We start from the raw sequence: 16,728 nt of genomic DNA, 5'->3' as shown, positions 1-16,728 counted from the left end.
CTCCGGAATGGTCAAGTTGCAGGATCAGAACCCGACGGCGATGCCGCGCCGGGCGAAAAAGCGGTCGAAGCTGGCGAGCGGCAGCGTGACATCCGCCTGGCTCTGCCGGTCGTGACCGGATGGGTTGTGGAAGCGGATTTCGCCTGGCGAGGCCGCCGTCACCAACACCAGATGGCCGCCCTTGGACGGCGGCTCGCGTTCGGGCCAGCGGATGCCGGGGTGCACCGAGGCGATGAAGTAGCGCCACCGTGAAAACAGTCCGGGCACCGCGGCCATGTCGACGTTCGTCATCGTTTCCGCAAGCAGGTCGAATCGCTCGCGGACGAACCTGACGAAGGGCTCATAGATCAGCCCTTTGATCGACCCGTCCCCGTCATTGACGACATAGCCGCCATAGGCCGTGCAGGCGCGGGCGAGCTTGAGCGTGGGATGGATTTCGCCGCGCGAGGCAAGGATCATCTTCAGGCAGGCCATGCCGCAGACATTGACGGCCCAGCGCGCATAGTCTTCGACCGTTTCCGCGCCCGAGTTGCGCCACAGCGGATCGCGATAAAGAGCCGATGGTCCCTCCGCCAGCAGCGGCAAGGTCATGCCGGGCGATTCCCACTGGCTGAAATAAGGCACTTCCCTGAACTGCATGCCCGCTCCAGCCCTGTGTCTCGCCCGCGAGGCGCAAGGCACCCCTTAAAGCTGTTCGAGCAATAGGCGAAGGATTTGAGCAGATTTTGACCAGTTGGAGCAGTTTTCCAGCAGAAGTGCGAAAACGGGCTTCCGTCCGAGAACCGCGTCAGGACAGACAGAGAGCGGTTCGTCGTTCTCGTAAACGACGAACCAGTCCGGGGATGCCTTTCACTTCTTCAGCGCAGCGCCGCCGCAATGTTGCCGCCGTCCACCGTCGTCACGTCGGCGGTGGTGCGTTCGGCGAGCGCCTGGTGCAGGAAAGCCTGCGCCACGTCGTCGGCCGTCACTTCCTGGCCAAGCAGGTTGCCGGACATGTATTCCTTCTCCGAGACGCCGCGGGCGCCGGAGCGGCTGGCGATCATGGCGTCGGTCAGAAGCCCCGAGCGGATGCGGTCGGCGTTGACCGCGTTGGAGCGGATGCCGTGGGCGCCATAGTCCAGCGCGTATTGCCGCGACAGGAACAGCGTCGCCGCCTTGGGCAGGCCATAGGCGCCGAATTTCGGCCCTGGATTGACCGCCTGCTTGGAGGTGTTGAACAGGAGGACGCCGCCAGTGCCCTGTTCCAGCATGATGCGGACCGCGTTCTGCGCCGCTGACTGGTGGGCGAAGAAGTTGAGCTCGAAGCTCTTGCGCAGAAGCGCATCGTCGAGCTCGCCGATCCGGCCTTCCCAAGCCGCGCCCGCGTTGGAGACCAGTATGTCGACGCCGCCATAGACCGCGACCGCCTTGTCGAAGGCGGCGCGCATCTCGGCCGGGTTGGTGATATCGGCGCCGACGCCGATCGAATTGTTGCCGGCTGCTTTCGCCGCGTCAGCGGCCTTGGCCGGATCTAGGTCGACGATGACCGCATGCGCGCCATTGGCGGCGAAGAGCTTCGCCGTCGCGGCGCCAATCGCGCCGGCGCCGCCGGTGATCAGCGCCACCTGGCCGGTCAGCGGCTTCGGCTTGTTCGAGGCGAGCTTCGCCTGCTCCAGCGACCAGTATTCGAGCGGGAAGAGGTCGGCCTTGGAGAGCGGTTGGAAATTGCCGATGGCTTCCGCGCCGCGCACCGCCTCGATCCACATCTCGCCGACGTCGGAGGCGATCTTGGCGTCCTTCAGCGTTCGGCCATGGCCGAACATGCCGAGGCCCGGAACCAGCGTCAGGCGCGGCATCGGGTCGAGCATGGTGCGCTTGACGTCGTCCAGCGCGTCATTGGTCTCGAAATAGGCACGGTAGTCCTTGGCGAAGGCCTCGACATGGCCGCGGATGACGGCCTTGTAGTCGTCGAGCTTGTCGGCGTCGGGCGCCGGCACCGCCATCGGGCCGGTCTTGATGCGGATCGAAAGATCGGGCGTCGACACGCCGCGCCCGGCATAGTCGGCGATCTTTGCCGAATTGATGAAATCGACGATCGCGTCCGACGTGCGGAAGTCGCTGATCATTCGGTCGAAGCGGCCTTCGCCACGCGCCACCGCCACCGCGCCGCGCAGCATCGGCGCGATGTCGCTTGGCCTGGCGAGCTTCGCCGGCAGCGCCGCCTTGGCAGCCTGCGGCTTGCCGTTCTTCGCGACATACTCCTCGGCGACGTTCACATAGTGGATCATCCGGTCATAGGCCTGCCGGGCGTCGTCGCCAAAGGTGAAGATGCCGTGCTTGTCGAGGATCAGGCCTTCGACGCTCGGGTCGGCGTCGAAAACTTCCGCGGCCACCTTGGCGAGGTCGAAGCCCGGCTTGATGTAGGGCACGTAACCCATTTTGCTGCCGAACACCTTTGCCACAAGAGCCTTGCTGTCTTCCTGGTCGACGATGGCGAGGATCGCGGTCGAATGCGTATGGTCGACGAATTTGTGCGGCAGGAAGGCGTGCAGAAGTGTTTCGACCGACGGGTTGGGGGAGGCGGGATCGATGAGGTTGGAGCGCTGCAGCGCCACCATGTCCTCATCGGACAGCGCGGCAAGCGCGCGCGCCTTGATGAGCGCGCCCATCTTCACCGCCGGCAAGCCTTGCGGCTCGATCACCGCCATGTCCCAGCCGCTGCCCTTGACGCAGAGCACGTCCCATTCGTCGCCGACGAGATCGGTGGCCTTGGTCTTGCAGGAGGTGTTGCCGCCGCCATGCAGCACAAGCCGCGGCTCGCCGCCGAGCAGGCGGGTCGTGTAGACGCGCAGCGCGAGGTCGCCGCCGACGCCTTTCTTGGCATAGTCGGCAACCATCTTTTCCGCGTCGGCGTCGTTCCAAAGGTTCTTCATGTCGTTCCGTCCGGTTCCGTCTTTTTGTTTGCTCATGAACAGGAAGCCGCGACGCTTTGATGACAGTCGCGACAGGGTGGTTTCTAGAGGGGCTTTTTGCTTGCCGTCCCGGCGTGCTCCAGAAGGCGCGCCGCCATATGCGCGCCGACCACCAGATGCGTGCAGAGCCCGCCGGCGATCGCGGCCAGCAGCGGCTCGAACTTCGTATCCTCCTGCACCACCATCAATCGCTTCCCGATCGCGCGCAGCGAGGCGAGCTCGGCGGAGATGACCCGCCGGTTGTAGTCGCAGTCGAGCACCTCGCCCTTGGCGTCGATGACCTGCCCGGCAATGACGCCGGCGGCGCCTTGCCTGCGAAGTGCGGCCATTTCGGCCGGCGTCAGCGCGCCGCATTTCACCAGATGGCTGTCGGCGTCGACCGCGCCGACCGAATAGAGCGCGAGATCGCAGTCGCTGATGCCGGCAAGCTGGTCGCGAATTACCGGCTCGGCGCGCAGGCCGCGAGCGAGTTCCTCGGTCGACAATACCAAAGGCGCGTAGAAATTCAGGCCCTTGGCGTTCAGCCGCCGCGCGATCTCCATCGTGCATTGGTCGGGACGATAGGAATAGGGCGCGCCGAGATTGCCACAGAGCTGCACCACGGTGACGTCCTGCAGGTCGGCGTAGGACATGATGTCGGCAATGGTATAGACGGTGCGGCCCCAGGCGACCCCGATGCGGTCGCCCTTCTTCACCAATTCGAGGAAGACGCTCGCCGCCAGCACCGCGATGTCGGTCGACGGATCGGCGACATAGGCGTTTTCCGGCGCGATCCAGACGGCGTCGAGCCTGAAGGCGTCCTCCAGCCGGCGCGCCATGACGTCGTCGGTGAAGAGCTGCGTCGAGGTCGAGATGTTGACGATGCCCGTCTCGCGCGCCTTGCGCAGATACATGGCCACCGATGCGCGCGAGATCTTGAGCTGGTTCGCCACTTCGTCCTGGCGAAGGCCATGCGCATAGTAAAGCCAGGCGGCCTTATGGATGAGTTGTTCTGCCGGTCGGATCGCCATGCCGCCTCCTCGGCTGACATTAGTCACGGCTCTCGACAAAAGTCAAATCTGGGTGGTTGGGTGCAATCGCCTACCGGCGCGGCCGGATCGAGACAGCCATTCTACCGAGCGCTCATATCATAGTATTTCCCGATCGTTCGGGGGGATGGCATGATCGCAGACCAGTGGTTAGAAAGCTCGAAAAGACTTTTTGGGAGGATGGGATGGCCAATCCCTACGAACAGGATCTCGACCGGAACGCCGCCAACCACCAGCCGCTGACGCCGCTCACCTATCTGGAGCGGGCGGCCAAGACCTATCCCGACCATGTCGCCATCATCCATGGCAGCCGGCGCATCTCCTACCGCGATTTCTGGCGCCGCTCGCTGAAGCTCGCCTCGGCGCTGTCGAAGCACGGCATCGGCAAGGGCGACACGGTGACGGTGATGCTGTCGAACACGCCGCCGATGCTGGAGGCGCATTTCGGCGTGCCGATGGTGAAGGCGGTGCTGCACTCGCTGAACACCCGCCTCGATGCCGCCGTCATCGCCTTCCAGCTCGACCATGCCGGCTCCAAGGTGCTGATCGTCGACCGCGAATTCTCGGGCGTGGTCAAGGAGGCGCTGGCATTGGCCAAGGCCAAGCCATTGGTCATCGACTACGACGACCCCGACTATGCCGCCGACGCGCCCTATCCGAAGGGCGAGCGGATCGGCGTGCTCGACTACGAGGACTTCGTCGCCGCGGGCGACGAGGCTTTCGCCTGGGCGATGCCCGATGACGAGTGGGACGCCATCTCGCTCAACTACACCTCCGGCACCACCGGCAATCCGAAGGGCGTCGTATACCATCATCGCGGCGCCGCCCTGATGGCCTACACCAACACCATCCATGCCGGCATGGCCAAGCACGCGGTCTATCTCTGGACCCTGCCGATGTTCCACTGCAACGGCTGGTGCTTTCCCTGGACGCTCGCCGTGCAGGCCGGCACCCATGTCTGCCTGCGTTGGGTGCGGGCGAAGCCGATCTATGATGCGATCGCCGACCACGATGTCACCCATCTCTGCGGCGCGCCGATCGTCATGTCGGTGCTGATCAACGCCAGGGACGAGGACAAGCGCCAGTTCCCTCAGACCGTCACCTTCAACACGGCCGCCGCGCCGCCGCCGGAGGCGGTGCTCTCCGGCATGGCCGACGCCGGCTTTGCCGTCACCCATCTCTACGGGCTGACCGAGACCTACGGCCCGGCCGTCGTCAACGAATGGCACAATGAGTGGGACGCGTTGGAGAAAGGACCGAGGACGGCGAGGAAGGCGCGCCAGGGCGTGCGCTATGCCGCGCTCGAGGGGTTGACGGTGATGAACCCCGAGACGATGACGGAGACGCCGGCCGACGGCGAGACCATCGGCGAGGTTATGTTCCGCGGCAACATCGTCATGAAGGGGTACCTCAAGAACCGCAAGGCGACGGACGAGGCCTTCGCCGGCGGCTGGTTCCACTCCGGCGATCTCGGCGTCATGCACCCGGACGGCTACATCCAGCTCAAGGATCGCTCCAAGGACATCATCATCTCGGGTGGCGAGAATATCTCGTCAATCGAGGTCGAGGACGCGCTCTACAAGCACCCATCCGTCGCCTCCTGCGGCGTCGTCGCCCGCGCCGACGAGAAATGGGGCGAGGTGCCGGTCGCCTATGTCGAGCTGAAGCCCGGCAAGACCGCGACCGAGGCGGAGATCATCGAGCACTGCCGAGGCTTGCTCGCCCGCTTCAAGGTGCCGAAGGCGGTGGTTTTTGCCGAGATTCCGAAGACGTCGACGGGGAAGATCCAGAAGTTTCGGCTGAGGGAAATGGCGAAGGGCCTCTGAGTTCGTCATCCTAGGGTGGAGCAGTCGCGAAGCGACGTCGCGGAAACCCTAGGATCCATTCCGTGACCTCGCGGTAGTGCTCCGGCGGTCGAGAATGCCTTGCAACTCAAGGGCGGTGCGGACCGACGGAACCTCTTGATCCGCTTTCGTTCGTCGGCCGACGTCACGGAATGGATCCTCGGGTCTGCGCGCGTCGCTTCGCTCCTTGCTCCGCCCGTGGATGACGACGGCACGGGCGTCAATGCCTAGTCGTGAGCGTAATCTTCGCCGCACCTCGCTGTCACCATCTGTCACCATTTTGTACGCGTACGTCGATTCAGCGTTGACTCTCCGTCTCTTTCGATTTACGAGTGACGAAAATTGAAATTCGTCACTCGTCAAAAGAAAGAACCATGTCAGAAGCCGCCAACATCGTGGCCGACCCCGCCAGACAGGAGAATGTCACGCGCATTCTCGACTGCGCCGAGCGCCTGTTCCGGCACTACGGCTACGGCAAGACCAACGTTGCCGACATCGCCCGCGAGCTCGGCATGTCGCCGGCCAACATCTATCGCTTCTTCGCCTCGAAAGTGGAAATCCACCAGGCCGTCTGCGGCCGCATGCTCGGCGCCAGCTACGCGATGGCCTATGAGATTTCGCGCCTGCCGCTCAGCGCGGAGGAGCGGCTGCGCCGCTATGTTCACGCCCAGTACAAGATGACGCTGGAAGTCATGCTCGATGACCAGAAGGTGCATGAGATGGTCATCGTCGCGCTCGAGCGCGACTGGGGCGTCATCGACAAGCATGTCGACCGTATCCACGACCTGTTCGCCGAAGTCATCCGCCAGGGCATCGAGGCCGGCGAGTTCAGGAAGCAGGACCCGGTCATCGCCTCGCGCTGCTTCGGCGCCTCGACCGTCATCCTGTGTCATCCGCAGATGGTCGCGCAGTGCCTTGCCAAGACCAATCGGGCGATGCCCGACGACCTCATCGACTACGCAATCAGAGCCTTGAAATAGCCGCCGCCCGCTGGGTGCCGGTCTCGACAATTCATTTCCAGTTCGGGAGTGCTAAGGTGTCTTTGTCCAGTTCCATCATCCGCAAGCTGCCGGCCGCCGGCCTTCCGGTCGTCGGCGTCATCGTGGCGGCGCTCGGCCTCGCCGGCTGCAGCCAGGAAAAGGCAGCGGTCGTCGAGGAAGTCGTCCGCCCGGTGAAAGTGGTCGAGATCGGCAAGGCTGAGACCACCCGCCAGCTCGATTATTCCGGTTCGGTGCGCGCCCGCACGGAGATGAATCTCGGCTTCCGCATCGCCGGCAAGGTCACCGAGCGTCTCGTCGACATCGGCCAGCATGTGAACGAGGGCGACGTTCTGGCCCGCATCGATCCCTCCGACTACCAGCTGTCGGTGAAGAGCGCGCAGGCGAGCCTCGACGCCGCCGAGCGCCAGGTCGAAACGGTCGATCTCGCCAAGAAGCGCGCTGAGCAGCTCTATGCCAAGAACTTCGCGCCGAAGTCGCAGCTCGATCAGGCGGCGCTGAGCTACGACCAGGCGGTGGCGACGCGCGATGCCGCCCGTTCGACGCTCGCCCAGGCACAGAACCAGGTCCATTACACCGATCTCAAGGCCAGCAGGGCTGGCATCGTCACCGCCATTTCAGCCGATATCGGCCAGGTGGTCGGCGCCGGCACGCCGGTGATGACCGTTGCCGTCGATGGCGAGAAGGAAGTGCTGATCGCCGTGCCCGAAATGGACATCGCCGGCTTCCGCCCGGGCAAAGAGGTCAAGGCGAGCTTCTGGTCGGACGAGGGCCTGACCCTCGACGGCAAGGTCCGTGAGGTGGCGGGAAGCGCCGATGCGCAGTCGCGCACCTTCGCGGTCCGGGTGTCGCTCCCCGACGATCCGCGCGTGCTGCTCGGCATGACCGCCAATGTCGAGGCGACCGTCGGCAGCAAGGCCCAGTTGGTGTCGATCCCGCTGACCGCGATGGCTGAGAAGGACGGCAAGCATATCGTCTGGACGGTCGACCGTACCTCGGACACGGTCCATCCGCGGCCGATCAAAATTGCCAATTTCACCGCCGACGGTGTCGCCGTGGCCGATGGCCTGAAGCAGGGCGACGTGGTGGTAGCCGCCGGTACGCAATTCATGACCGAGAACCTGAAGGTCAAGCTTTCCGGCGACATCGCCCAGCAATCCGCTTCGGCGGAGGACGACGTCGCTGCTACCAGCAGTCTTCGCTAAAGCGAGGCACACGAACGCCTTTCCCGCACTCGCTGCGCGAGCCGCGAGCCGGGGAGAGCATGGGTTCCGGGCGGCGAATGCGCCCGATCGACGAGACGCTGGCCTTTGGTATCCCCCGCACCACGGCCGCGTCCAGCGCGATTGCGAGTCTCTCTCCGCTTGAGGTGCTCGCCGCCCGGAAGCCCGACCGAGAATTCACGAATAGATGGCAAGCGTGCTTTGCCGACCAATTGGACTGGACTTGCGCCATGACCACCGACAGCAGCACCGAAAAGCGGCCTTTCAACCTCTCGCGCTGGGCGATCGGGCATCCGAGCATCGCGCGTTTCCTGTTCGGCCTGATTATCCTGGCCGGCGCGCTCGGGCTGATGCGCATGGGCCAGAAGGAAGATCCGGATTTTACCTTCCGCGTCATGGTGGTGCAGGCGGTATGGCCGGGCGCCTCGATCCAGGACATGGAGGACCAGGTCGTCAACAAGATCGAGCGCAAGCTGCAGGAAACGCCGCATCTCGATTTCGTCCGCTCCTACACGCGCGCCGGCAGCGCCATCATCACCCTGCAGGTCAAGGGCGACACCAACCCTGAACAGGTCAAGGACGCCTTCTACCAGGTGCGCAAGAAGGTCGGGGACATCGCCAATGAGCTGCCGCAAGGCCTGCTCGGCCCCTATTTCAACGACGAGTTCGGCGACACCTTCATCACGCTGCATTCGATCAGCGGCGACGGTTTCACCTATCCGGAGCTGAAGAAGTTCGCCATCCAGGCGCGCGACATGCTGCTGACGACGCCCGGCGTCGAGAAGGCCGTCATCATCGGCGACCAGCCCGAGAAGATCTACATCGACGTCTCGTCCAAGGCGCTCGCCGAGCGCGGCCTGACAATCGTCGACCTGCAGAATGCGGTGAAGGGGCAGAACGCCGTCGATCCGGCGGGCTCGGTCGACACCGGCCTGCGCTCGGTCCGCATCTCGGTCGAAGGCGACGTCACCAGGGCGGCCGATATCCGTGAGCTGAGGTTGCGCGCCGGCAACCAGGTGACGCGTCTCGGCGAGATCGCCACCGTCACCTCGGGCCTCGAGGATCCCTATCAGCGCAAGTACCGCTTCAACGGCCATGAGAGCGTCCAGGTCGGCGTCGTCATGGCCAAGGGCTTCAATGTCAGGGACGTCGGCAAGGATGTCGAGGCGACCTACAAGCGCTTCGAGGAAGGCCTGCCTTATGGCGTCGCGGTCGACCAGATTTCCGACCAGCCCGAGGTCGTCAAGGATGCCGTCAACGAGTTCATGGAGGCGCTCGGTGAAGCGCTGCTCATCGTGCTCGTAGTGTCCTTCCTCTCGATCGGCTGGCGCTCCGGCCTGGTGATCGCGATCGCCATTCCGTTGGTTCTGGCCGCCACCTTCGCCATCATGTACGAGATCGGCATCGACCTGCAGCGCATCTCGCTCGGCGCGCTGATCATCGCGCTCGGTCTTTTGGTCGACGACGCCATGATCGTCGTCGAGATGATGGAGCGAAAGCTGGAGGAGGGGTTGGTCAAGATCGAGGCGGCGAGCTTCGCCTATACCTCGACCGCCTTCCCGATGCTCACCGGCACGCTGATCACCACCGCCGGCTTCATCCCGGTCGGCTTTGCGGCCTCCACCGCCGGCGAATATGTGCGTACGCTGTTCTACGTGGTCGGCATCGCGCTCGTCGTGTCGTGGTTCGTCGCGGTCTATTTCACGCCGTGGCTGGGCTACATGATCCTGAAGCAGCGCAAGCACGCCGGCACCCATCACGACGTTTTCGACACGCGCTTCTATCGGCGCCTGCGCGCGACGGTCACCTGGGCCGTGCGTCATCGCATCATCGTGCTGGTGATGACGCTGGTCACCTTCGCCACCAGCCTGTGGGCCTTCCAGTTCATTCCGCAGAACTTCTTCCCGCAGTCTTCGCGTCCGGAAATACTGGTCGATCTCTGGCTGCCGGAAGGCACTTCTATCAGGGAGGTCGAGAACCAGGCCAAGGCGCTCGAAGCCCGGATGATGGACGACCAGGACAAGCGCTTCATCGCCACTTACATCGGCGAGGGCGCGCCGCGCTTCTTCCTGCCGCTCGACCAGCAGCTCAGGAATCCGAATTTCGCCCAGCTCCTGGTGATGGCCAAGGACGAGCCGGCGCGCGAGCGGCTGATCGTCAAGCTGCGCGGCATCCTCGCCAAGGACTTCCCCTCGATCCGCGCCAAGGTCGATCGTCTCTTCCTCGGTCCGCCGACCGGCTGGCCGGTGCAGATGCGTGTCATGGGTCCGGACCGCAAGGAGGTGCGCCGCATCGCCGACGAGGTGAAGGCGAGGTTCCAGGCGAACCCGCTGCTCGGCGCCGTCCATGACGACTGGCTGGAGCCGGTGCCGGCGATGAAGCTGGTGATCGACCAGGACCGCGCCCGTGCGCTCGGCGTCACCTCGCAGCGCATCCGCCAGATGCTGCAGGCCACCATGTCCGGCGCGCCGCTCGACGATTTCCGCGACGGCGAGGAGACGGTCTCGATCGTCGCCCGCGAGCCGGAAGCGAGCCGTCATCTGCTCTCCTCGGTCGACTCGGTCTACATCCCGACCGACTTCGGCGGTTCGGTGCCGCTGTCGCAGGTGGCCAAGGTGGTTCCAGTGATGGAGCAGGGCATAGAGTGGCGGCGTGACCGTCTGCCGACGATCAGCGTGCGCGGCACGCTGCCGGACGGCGTGCAGTCGAACGACGTCGTCACCAAGATGTACAACGACATGAAGGATCTGCGCGCCGGCCTCGCGCCCGGCTACAAGATCGAGATCCAAGGCGGCGCCGAAGACTCGGCCGAAAGCCAGGCCTCGATCGCGGCCAAGGCGCCGATCATGCTCGCCATCATCGTCATATTGCTGATGGTCCAGCTGCAGCACTTCGGCAAGTCGATGCTGGTGCTGGCCACCGGTCCGCTGGGCATCATCGGCGCTGCCGCGGCGCTTCTGATCAGCGGCGCGCCGTTCGGCTTCGTCGCCATCCTCGGGGTCATCGCGCTGCTCGGCATCATCATGCGCAACTCGATCATCCTGGTCGACCAGATCGACCAGGACATCGCGGCGGGCATGGAGCGATCGGAGGCGATCGTCGGTGCCGCCGTGCGCCGCTTCCGGCCGATCATGCTGACGGCGCTGACTGCCGTGCTGGCGCTGATCCCGATCTCGCGCGCCGTGTTCTGGGGCCCGCTCGCCTACGCTATGATGGGCGGCATCCTGGTCGCCACGGTGCTCACCATCCTGGTGCTGCCGGCGGGCTATGCCCTGTTCTTCGGCCGCGAGCCCAAGAAGGCGAAGACCGACGAGCAGGCGCCGGAGCCGGAACAGATCGAAGGCATCGAAAGACCGCAACTGGCTTTGGCTGCGGAATAAGAAGGTGGCAACCTCAAATCATCCGCCATCGGCGAAAGCCGGTGGCGGATGATGCGGCTTTTGGGGCAGCGAGGAGATCGGCTGTCAGCCGAGGTCTTCGGAATGCGCGATCGCCACGCCGTATTCGGCGGCCGCATCGAGCATGGTGTGCCACAAGCTCTCGGCGAAAGTCGCGAACACCAGCAGGTTGAAGACGGCCTGGCCGTCAGCCCGATCCTTGCCGCGCCACAGAGTGACGCTGGTGTGGTCCATCGAGGTCGCGGCAGCCGCGCCGATGGGAAACACATCGGGGTGCAGGTCGATCGACGACAGCTTGGCCAGCATCGTGCGACCCTCGGGGCCGGAAACGCTGATCAGCGCCCGCGCATGCGACTGGTCCGAAAGCGAGGCCGAACCGGCAAACGCCGGGGCAAGCGTCTCCATCGTGTGACTGCCGCCTCTCGACAGCACGAGGAACTGGTCCGGCCCCGACCAGATCAGCGTGGCGTCGGCCGTGCTGACTGCATTCGGTGTTTCCGGCGCGGTGACGCCGAAGCGGGCTTTTGCGGCCTTGCGCGTCTCGGCCGCCTTGCCGCGCCGCGCCATCACTTGGATCAGGCCGAAATTGCGGATCTCGGTCAGCAACACGCTGGCTTCGCCCTGCGCGCCATACGGCCCCACGACGAGCGCGCGGTCCAGCGGGCTGCGGACATCCCAGGAAAACTCAGCCACGCTGGCGCCCCCCATCCGGATCGTAGAAGACGGAATTGCAGAGCTCGACATCGTACTCCTCGCCGCGCAGCAGATCATGCGCCCGCACGATCTCGCCGATGCGCTCGCGGCCGCGCTCGACCAGCCCAAGCCCGATCCACTGGTCGAGCACCGGCGAGAAGCAGACCGAGGTGACATAGCCCTGGTCGTTGTCGGGGTCGGGCGTCTCGCCCTTCGGAATGATATGCGCGCCGGAGCGCAGGCGACGCGCCTTGTCGGTCGGCTTGATGCCGACCACCACCTGCCGGTCCGGCGAAACCAGCGCCTCGCGGCGGGCCATGACGCGGCCGACGAAATCCTTCTTGGTCGACATCATCTTGCCGAGGCCAAGATCGGCTGCGGTGGTCGTGCCGTTGAGCTCAGGCCCGGCGACGTGACCTTTCTCGATGCGCATCACGCCAAGCGCCTCCGTGCCGTAAGGCGTCACGCCGAAAGGCTTGCCGGCGATCATCAGGTTGCGCGCCAGCGCTTCGCCGTAGCGCGCCGGCACCGAAATCTCGAACGCCATCTCGCCGGAGAAGGAGATGCGGAACAGCCTGGCCTTGATGCCTCCGCGCAGCTCGACTTCCCGCGCGCCCATGAACGGGAAACCCTCGTTCGACAAGTCCTCGGCCGGATCGACGATTTCCCTCAAAAGGTCCCGTGTCTTCGGTCCGGCGATCGAGAACTGCGCCCACTGGTCGGAGACCGAGGTCAGCTGCACATCGAGTTCGGGGAACAGCACCTGGCGGCAAAATTCGAGATGCTGCATCACCGGCCCGGCCTTGGCCGTCGTGGTGGTGAGGAAATAATGGTCCTCCGCCAGCCGCGAGGTCGTGCCGTCATCATAGACGATGCCGTCCTCGCGGAGCATCAGCCCGTAACGCGCCTTGCCGACGGCGAGGCTGGAGAAGGCGTTGATGTAGACGCGGTCGAGGAAGGCGCCGGCATCCGGACCGTGCACGTCGATCTTGCCGAGCGTCGAGACATCGCAGAAGCCGACGCCGCTTCGCACCGCCCTGACCTCGCGGGTCACCGATTCCAGCCAGTCCTTCTCGCCGGCGCGCGGGTACCATTGCGCGCGCTTCCACAGGCCGGTGTCGACGAAGACGGCGCCCTGCTCGGCCGCCCAATGGTGCGACGGCGTCAACCGCGTCGCGTGGAAATTCTCGTCGCGGTGATGGCCGGCGAAGGCGCCGATGGCGACAGGCACGTAGGGCGGCCGGTAGATTGTCGTGCCCGTCTCGGGGATGGACTTACCGGTGACCGCCGCCATGATGGCGAGGCCGGCGACGTTGGAGGTCTTGCCCTGGTCGGTCGCCATGCCGAGCGTGGTGTAGCGCTTCAGATGCTCGACCGACTCGAAACCTTCGCGCTGCGCCAGCTCGACGTCGGAAGCGGTGACGTCGTGCTGCTGGTCGACGAAGGCCTTGCCTTTGCCGGCGACATGCCAGAGCGGCGTGAGCGAAAAGGCCTCGTCGTCGGCAGCCGGCATCGAGCCGACATTTCCGCTGTGCCCCGTATCGCGCGCCGCGGCAGCACCCGCCTCGAACCCTTCGCGCAAACATGCTCCAAGCCCGAAGGCTCCATTGGCGGCGCCTGCGGCCACTATGCCGGGCGGGGCGCCATCCGGCACGAAGGCGGCGATGTCGTCGCGCCATTTCGGCCGGCCGCGATGGTAGGAGGTGAGGCCGACCGCCGGGTTCCAGCCGCCGGAGATCGCAAGCCCATCGGCTTCGACCTCGGCGCGCGCCCCACCGGCAAGCGAAACCGAAATCTTGCGCACGCCGTCCTTGCCGCCATCGACACCGCTGACGGAGCCGTTCAGAACCGGGAAGCCGCCCTTGGAGGCGAGCGAGCGATGCGCAGGCGAAACCTCGGCTCGCGCGTCGATCACTGCCGCGACCTGCAGCCCGGCGGCGATCGCTGTTTCGATCGTGCGCCAGCCATCTTCGTTGTTGGTGAAGAGTGCGATCCGCCTCGCCGGTGTCGCGGCATAGCGGTTGATGTAGCTGCGCATGGCGGACGCCATCATCACGCCCGGCGTGTCGTTGGCGGCAAAGACGATGGGACGTTCGAGCGCGCCCGCCGCGACGACGCAGCGCTTGGCGACGATCCGCCACAGCCGCTGCCGCACCTGATGCTCCGGCGGCACCGGCAGATGGTCGTTGACGCGCTCGATCGCGCCATAGGTGCCGCCGTCATAGACGCCGAACAGCGTCGTGCGCGTCATGATGCGCACATCCGGCATGGTCTCGAGCTCGGCAACCGTGCGCGTGATCCACTCGGCTGCCGGCAAGCCGTCGATCGTGCCGCCATCGGCAAGCAGCCGTCCGCCGAGGACAAAATCCTCCTCGCACAGAATGACGCGCGCGCCACTGCGGCCGGCAGCCAAAGCCGCAGCCAGCCCGGCCGGGCCGGAGCCGGCGATCACCACGTCGCAATGCGCCCAGGCCTTGTCATAGTGATCGGGATCGGGGACACCCGCCGCGCGCCCGAGGCCGGCGGCGCGGCGGATCGCCGGCTCGTAGATCGCTTCCCAGAACTTCGCCGGCCACATGAAGGTCTTGTAGTAGAAGCCGGCGACGAAGATCGGCGCGAACAGCTGGTTGACCGACATGACGTCGAAGCTGAGCGACGGCCAGCGGTTCTGGCTGGCGGCTTCGAGGCCGTCATAAAGTTCGGCGATCGTCGCCTTGGTGTTCGGCTCGCGCCTCGCGCCGCTGCGCAGCTCGACCAGCGCGTTCGGTTCTTCAGAGCCCGCCGTCAGAATGCCGCGCGGACGATGATATTTGAACGAGCGGCCGACCAGCTTGACGCCGTTGGCGACCAGCGCGGAGGCGAGCGTGTCGCCCTTGAAGCCGAAGAGGGTCTTGCCGTCGAAGCGGAAGCTGAGCTCGTCCGACCGGTCGATGAGGCCGCCCGCGGCCAGACGATTTGCCTGGTTGCCACGCATCACGCACCAACCTTGGCGGCGCCGGCGCCCGCTGCCGGCTCGACGGCCGAAATCTCGTGCGTCAGCGTGTTGCGCGTGACCTTCAGCCAGGCCCGGCAGCCGCCGCCATGGTACCAGTGCTCGCTCATCACGCCGGCGATGTTGTCGCGCAGGTAGACGTAGTCGTAGACGGCGTCCTCGCCGGCGTCCGCGGAGGGACGTTGCGGCTTGGCGTCGCCGAGATAGGTGAACTCGCCGAGTTCGCGTTCGCCGCAGAAGGGACAGACTATGCGCATCGCAGGGTCTTTCAGAGCATGACGCCAAAAAGTGTGAAGCGGTTTTTGGATAACATCATGCTCTATCCCTAATGAAGGTTCGGTTGGGCGCCCTGGCCCTTCTCGTCGATCATGGCGCCGCGCTGGAACCGGTCGAGGCGGAAGAGCGCGGCTTCCTTGTGCGATTGATCGCGCGCGATCAGATGAGCAAAGACGAAGCCTGAGCCCGGCGTCGCCTTGAAGCCGCCATAGCACCAGCCGGCATTGATGTAGAGGCCGTCGACCGGGCTCTTGTCGATGATCGGCGAGCCGTCCATCGACATGTCCATGATGCCGCCCCACTGGCGCAGGAGCCGCACGCGGCCGATCATTGGGATCAGCGCCATGCCGCCTTCGCAGACATCCTCCATGACCGGCAGATTGCCGCGCTGGGCATAGGAATTGTAGCCGTCGATGTCGCCACCGAAGACCAGCCCGCCCTTGTCGGACTGGCTGACATAGAAATGCCCGGCGCCGAAGGTCATGACGTTGGGCAAGAGCGGTTTGATCGCTTCCGAGACGAAGGCCTGCAATACATGGCTTTCGATCGGCAGCCGCAGTCCCGCCATCGCCGCGACGCGCGACGAGGAGCCGGCCACTGCCATGCCGACCTTGCCGGCGCCGATGCGGCCGCGCGAGGTCTCGACGCCGGTCACCTTGCCGTTGGCGTCGCGCACGAAGCCGGTGACCTCGCAGTTCTGGACGATGTCGACGCCGAGCTCGCTTGCCGCGTGCGCGTAGCCCCACACCACCGCGTCGTGCCGCGCCGTGCCGCCGCGCCGCTGCAGCAAGCCACCCTGGACGGGAAAGCGCGCATTGTCGAAGTTCAGGAACGGCATCATCTTCTTGAGCGCCGTCTGGTCGAGCAGCTCCGCGTCGATGCCGTTGATGCGCATGGTGTTGCCGCGCCGGGCAAAGGCGTCGCGCTGCGCGTCGGAATGGTAGAGATTGATCACGCCGCGCTGGCTGACCATTGCGTTGTAGTTGAGATCCTGCTCCATCCGCTCCCACAGCTTCATCGACAATTCGTAGAAGCCGGTGTTGCCGGGCAGGCCGTAATTGGAGCGGATGATGGTGGTGTTGCGGCCGGCATTGCCGGAACCGATCCAGCCCTTCTCCAGCACTGCGACATTGCGGATGCCGAACTCGCTGGCGAGGAACCAGGCCGTCGCCAGCCCGTGGCCGCCACCACCGATGATCACCACGTCGTAGCGATCCTTGGGCGGCGCGTCCCGCCAGGTTGGCTTCCAGTTCTTGTGGCCGGAGAGAGCGGCGCGGGCGAGCGAGAAGATCGAGTATTTCATAAAATCATTCCGAGGCCGCTCG

The 16,728-nt window shown here is 65.2% G+C and carries 11 protein-coding genes; 4 read left to right on the top strand and 7 right to left on the bottom strand.

The features are described from left to right. Positions 1–24 precede the first annotated feature (24 nt). From P9236_RS04775 to P9236_RS04765, 3 genes are all read right to left on the bottom strand, one after another. A complete protein-coding gene (locus tag P9236_RS04775; RefSeq protein WP_278073437.1) occupies positions 25–639 on the bottom strand; it encodes a hypothetical protein in 615 nt (204 codons plus the stop codon). A 218-nt stretch (positions 640–857) separates the two neighbouring features. Further along, entirely contained in the window at positions 858–2,912 is a 2,055-nt protein-coding gene (locus P9236_RS04770) for a bifunctional aldolase/short-chain dehydrogenase (RefSeq protein ID WP_278073548.1), read from the bottom strand. Between the two features lie 83 nt (positions 2,913–2,995). Further along, entirely contained in the window at positions 2,996–3,961 is a 966-nt protein-coding gene (locus P9236_RS04765; RefSeq protein WP_278073436.1) for a sugar-binding transcriptional regulator, read from the bottom strand. 203 nt (positions 3,962–4,164) lie between these two features. Between P9236_RS04765 and P9236_RS04760 the strand changes: the two genes are divergently transcribed. The 4 genes from P9236_RS04760 to P9236_RS04745 all read left to right on the top strand — a co-directional run bounded on the left by P9236_RS04760 (position 4,165) and on the right by P9236_RS04745 (position 11,424). Next, positions 4,165–5,805: an acyl-CoA synthetase gene (locus tag P9236_RS04760; protein ID WP_278073435.1), complete on the top strand. Its 1,641-nt coding sequence runs from the start codon at positions 4,165–4,167 to the stop codon at positions 5,803–5,805. Between the two features lie 392 nt (positions 5,806–6,197). Further along, positions 6,198–6,803, top strand: a complete 606-nt coding sequence (locus P9236_RS04755) for a TetR family transcriptional regulator (protein WP_278073434.1) — start codon at positions 6,198–6,200, stop codon at positions 6,801–6,803. Between the two features lie 56 nt (positions 6,804–6,859). Further along, on the top strand, positions 6,860–8,026 hold the full coding sequence (locus P9236_RS04750; RefSeq protein ID WP_278073433.1) for an efflux RND transporter periplasmic adaptor subunit: 1,167 nt from the start codon (positions 6,860–6,862) through the stop codon (positions 8,024–8,026). A 248-nt stretch (positions 8,027–8,274) separates the two neighbouring features. Then, the gene (locus tag P9236_RS04745; RefSeq protein ID WP_278073432.1) at positions 8,275–11,424 is read left to right on the top strand and encodes an efflux RND transporter permease subunit; all 3,150 of its coding nucleotides are present in this window, start codon (positions 8,275–8,277) and stop codon (positions 11,422–11,424) included. 84 nt (positions 11,425–11,508) lie between these two features. On the opposite strand, the gene P9236_RS04740 is transcribed toward P9236_RS04745, so the two are convergent. The 4 genes from P9236_RS04740 to P9236_RS04725 all read right to left on the bottom strand — a co-directional run bounded on the left by P9236_RS04740 (position 11,509) and on the right by P9236_RS04725 (position 16,706). Next, positions 11,509–12,135, bottom strand: coding sequence for a sarcosine oxidase subunit gamma (locus P9236_RS04740; RefSeq protein ID WP_278073431.1), 627 nt, complete (start codon positions 12,133–12,135; stop codon positions 11,509–11,511). Beyond that, entirely contained in the window at positions 12,128–15,109 is a 2,982-nt protein-coding gene (locus P9236_RS04735; protein WP_278073430.1) for a sarcosine oxidase subunit alpha, read from the bottom strand. Before P9236_RS04735 ends, P9236_RS04740 begins: the two co-directional genes overlap by 8 nt. Further along, the gene (locus P9236_RS04730) at positions 15,109–15,384 is read right to left on the bottom strand and encodes a sarcosine oxidase subunit delta (protein WP_278073429.1); all 276 of its coding nucleotides are present in this window, start codon (positions 15,382–15,384) and stop codon (positions 15,109–15,111) included. The genes P9236_RS04735 and P9236_RS04730 overlap by 1 nt, the downstream gene beginning before the upstream one ends. Positions 15,385–15,452: 68 nt before the next feature. Beyond that, a complete protein-coding gene (locus P9236_RS04725) occupies positions 15,453–16,706 on the bottom strand; it encodes a sarcosine oxidase subunit beta family protein (protein WP_278073428.1) in 1,254 nt (417 codons plus the stop codon). Positions 16,707–16,728: the final 22 nt, after the last annotated feature.

Source organism: Mesorhizobium sp. WSM4884 (genome assembly GCF_029625675.1).
GTDB lineage: Bacteria > Pseudomonadota > Alphaproteobacteria > Rhizobiales > Rhizobiaceae > Mesorhizobium.
Note: the sequence above shows the minus strand (reverse complement) of the source record. Positions and strands in the feature narration are given on the sequence as shown.

What these genes read in the sequence shown, in the direction of transcription:
- P9236_RS04745 (WP_278073432.1), top strand. Translation starts at nt 8,275, where the DNA reads ATGACCACCGACAGCAGCACCGAAAAGCGGCCTTTCAACCTCTCGCGC.
- P9236_RS04775 (WP_278073437.1), bottom strand. Translation starts at nt 639, where the DNA reads ATGCAGTTCAGGGAAGTGCCTTATTTCAGCCAGTGGGAATCGCCCGGC.
- P9236_RS04755 (WP_278073434.1), top strand. Translation starts at nt 6,198, where the DNA reads ATGTCAGAAGCCGCCAACATCGTGGCCGACCCCGCCAGACAGGAGAAT.
- P9236_RS04730 (WP_278073429.1), bottom strand. Translation starts at nt 15,384, where the DNA reads ATGCGCATAGTCTGTCCCTTCTGCGGCGAACGCGAACTCGGCGAGTTC.
- P9236_RS04765 (WP_278073436.1), bottom strand. Translation starts at nt 3,961, where the DNA reads ATGGCGATCCGACCGGCAGAACAACTCATCCATAAGGCCGCCTGGCTT.
- P9236_RS04760 (WP_278073435.1), top strand. Translation starts at nt 4,165, where the DNA reads ATGGCCAATCCCTACGAACAGGATCTCGACCGGAACGCCGCCAACCAC.
- P9236_RS04770 (WP_278073548.1), bottom strand. Translation starts at nt 2,912, where the DNA reads ATGAAGAACCTTTGGAACGACGCCGACGCGGAAAAGATGGTTGCCGAC.
- P9236_RS04735 (WP_278073430.1), bottom strand. Translation starts at nt 15,109, where the DNA reads ATGCGTGGCAACCAGGCAAATCGTCTGGCCGCGGGCGGCCTCATCGAC.
- P9236_RS04725 (WP_278073428.1), bottom strand. Translation starts at nt 16,706, where the DNA reads ATGAAATACTCGATCTTCTCGCTCGCCCGCGCCGCTCTCTCCGGCCAC.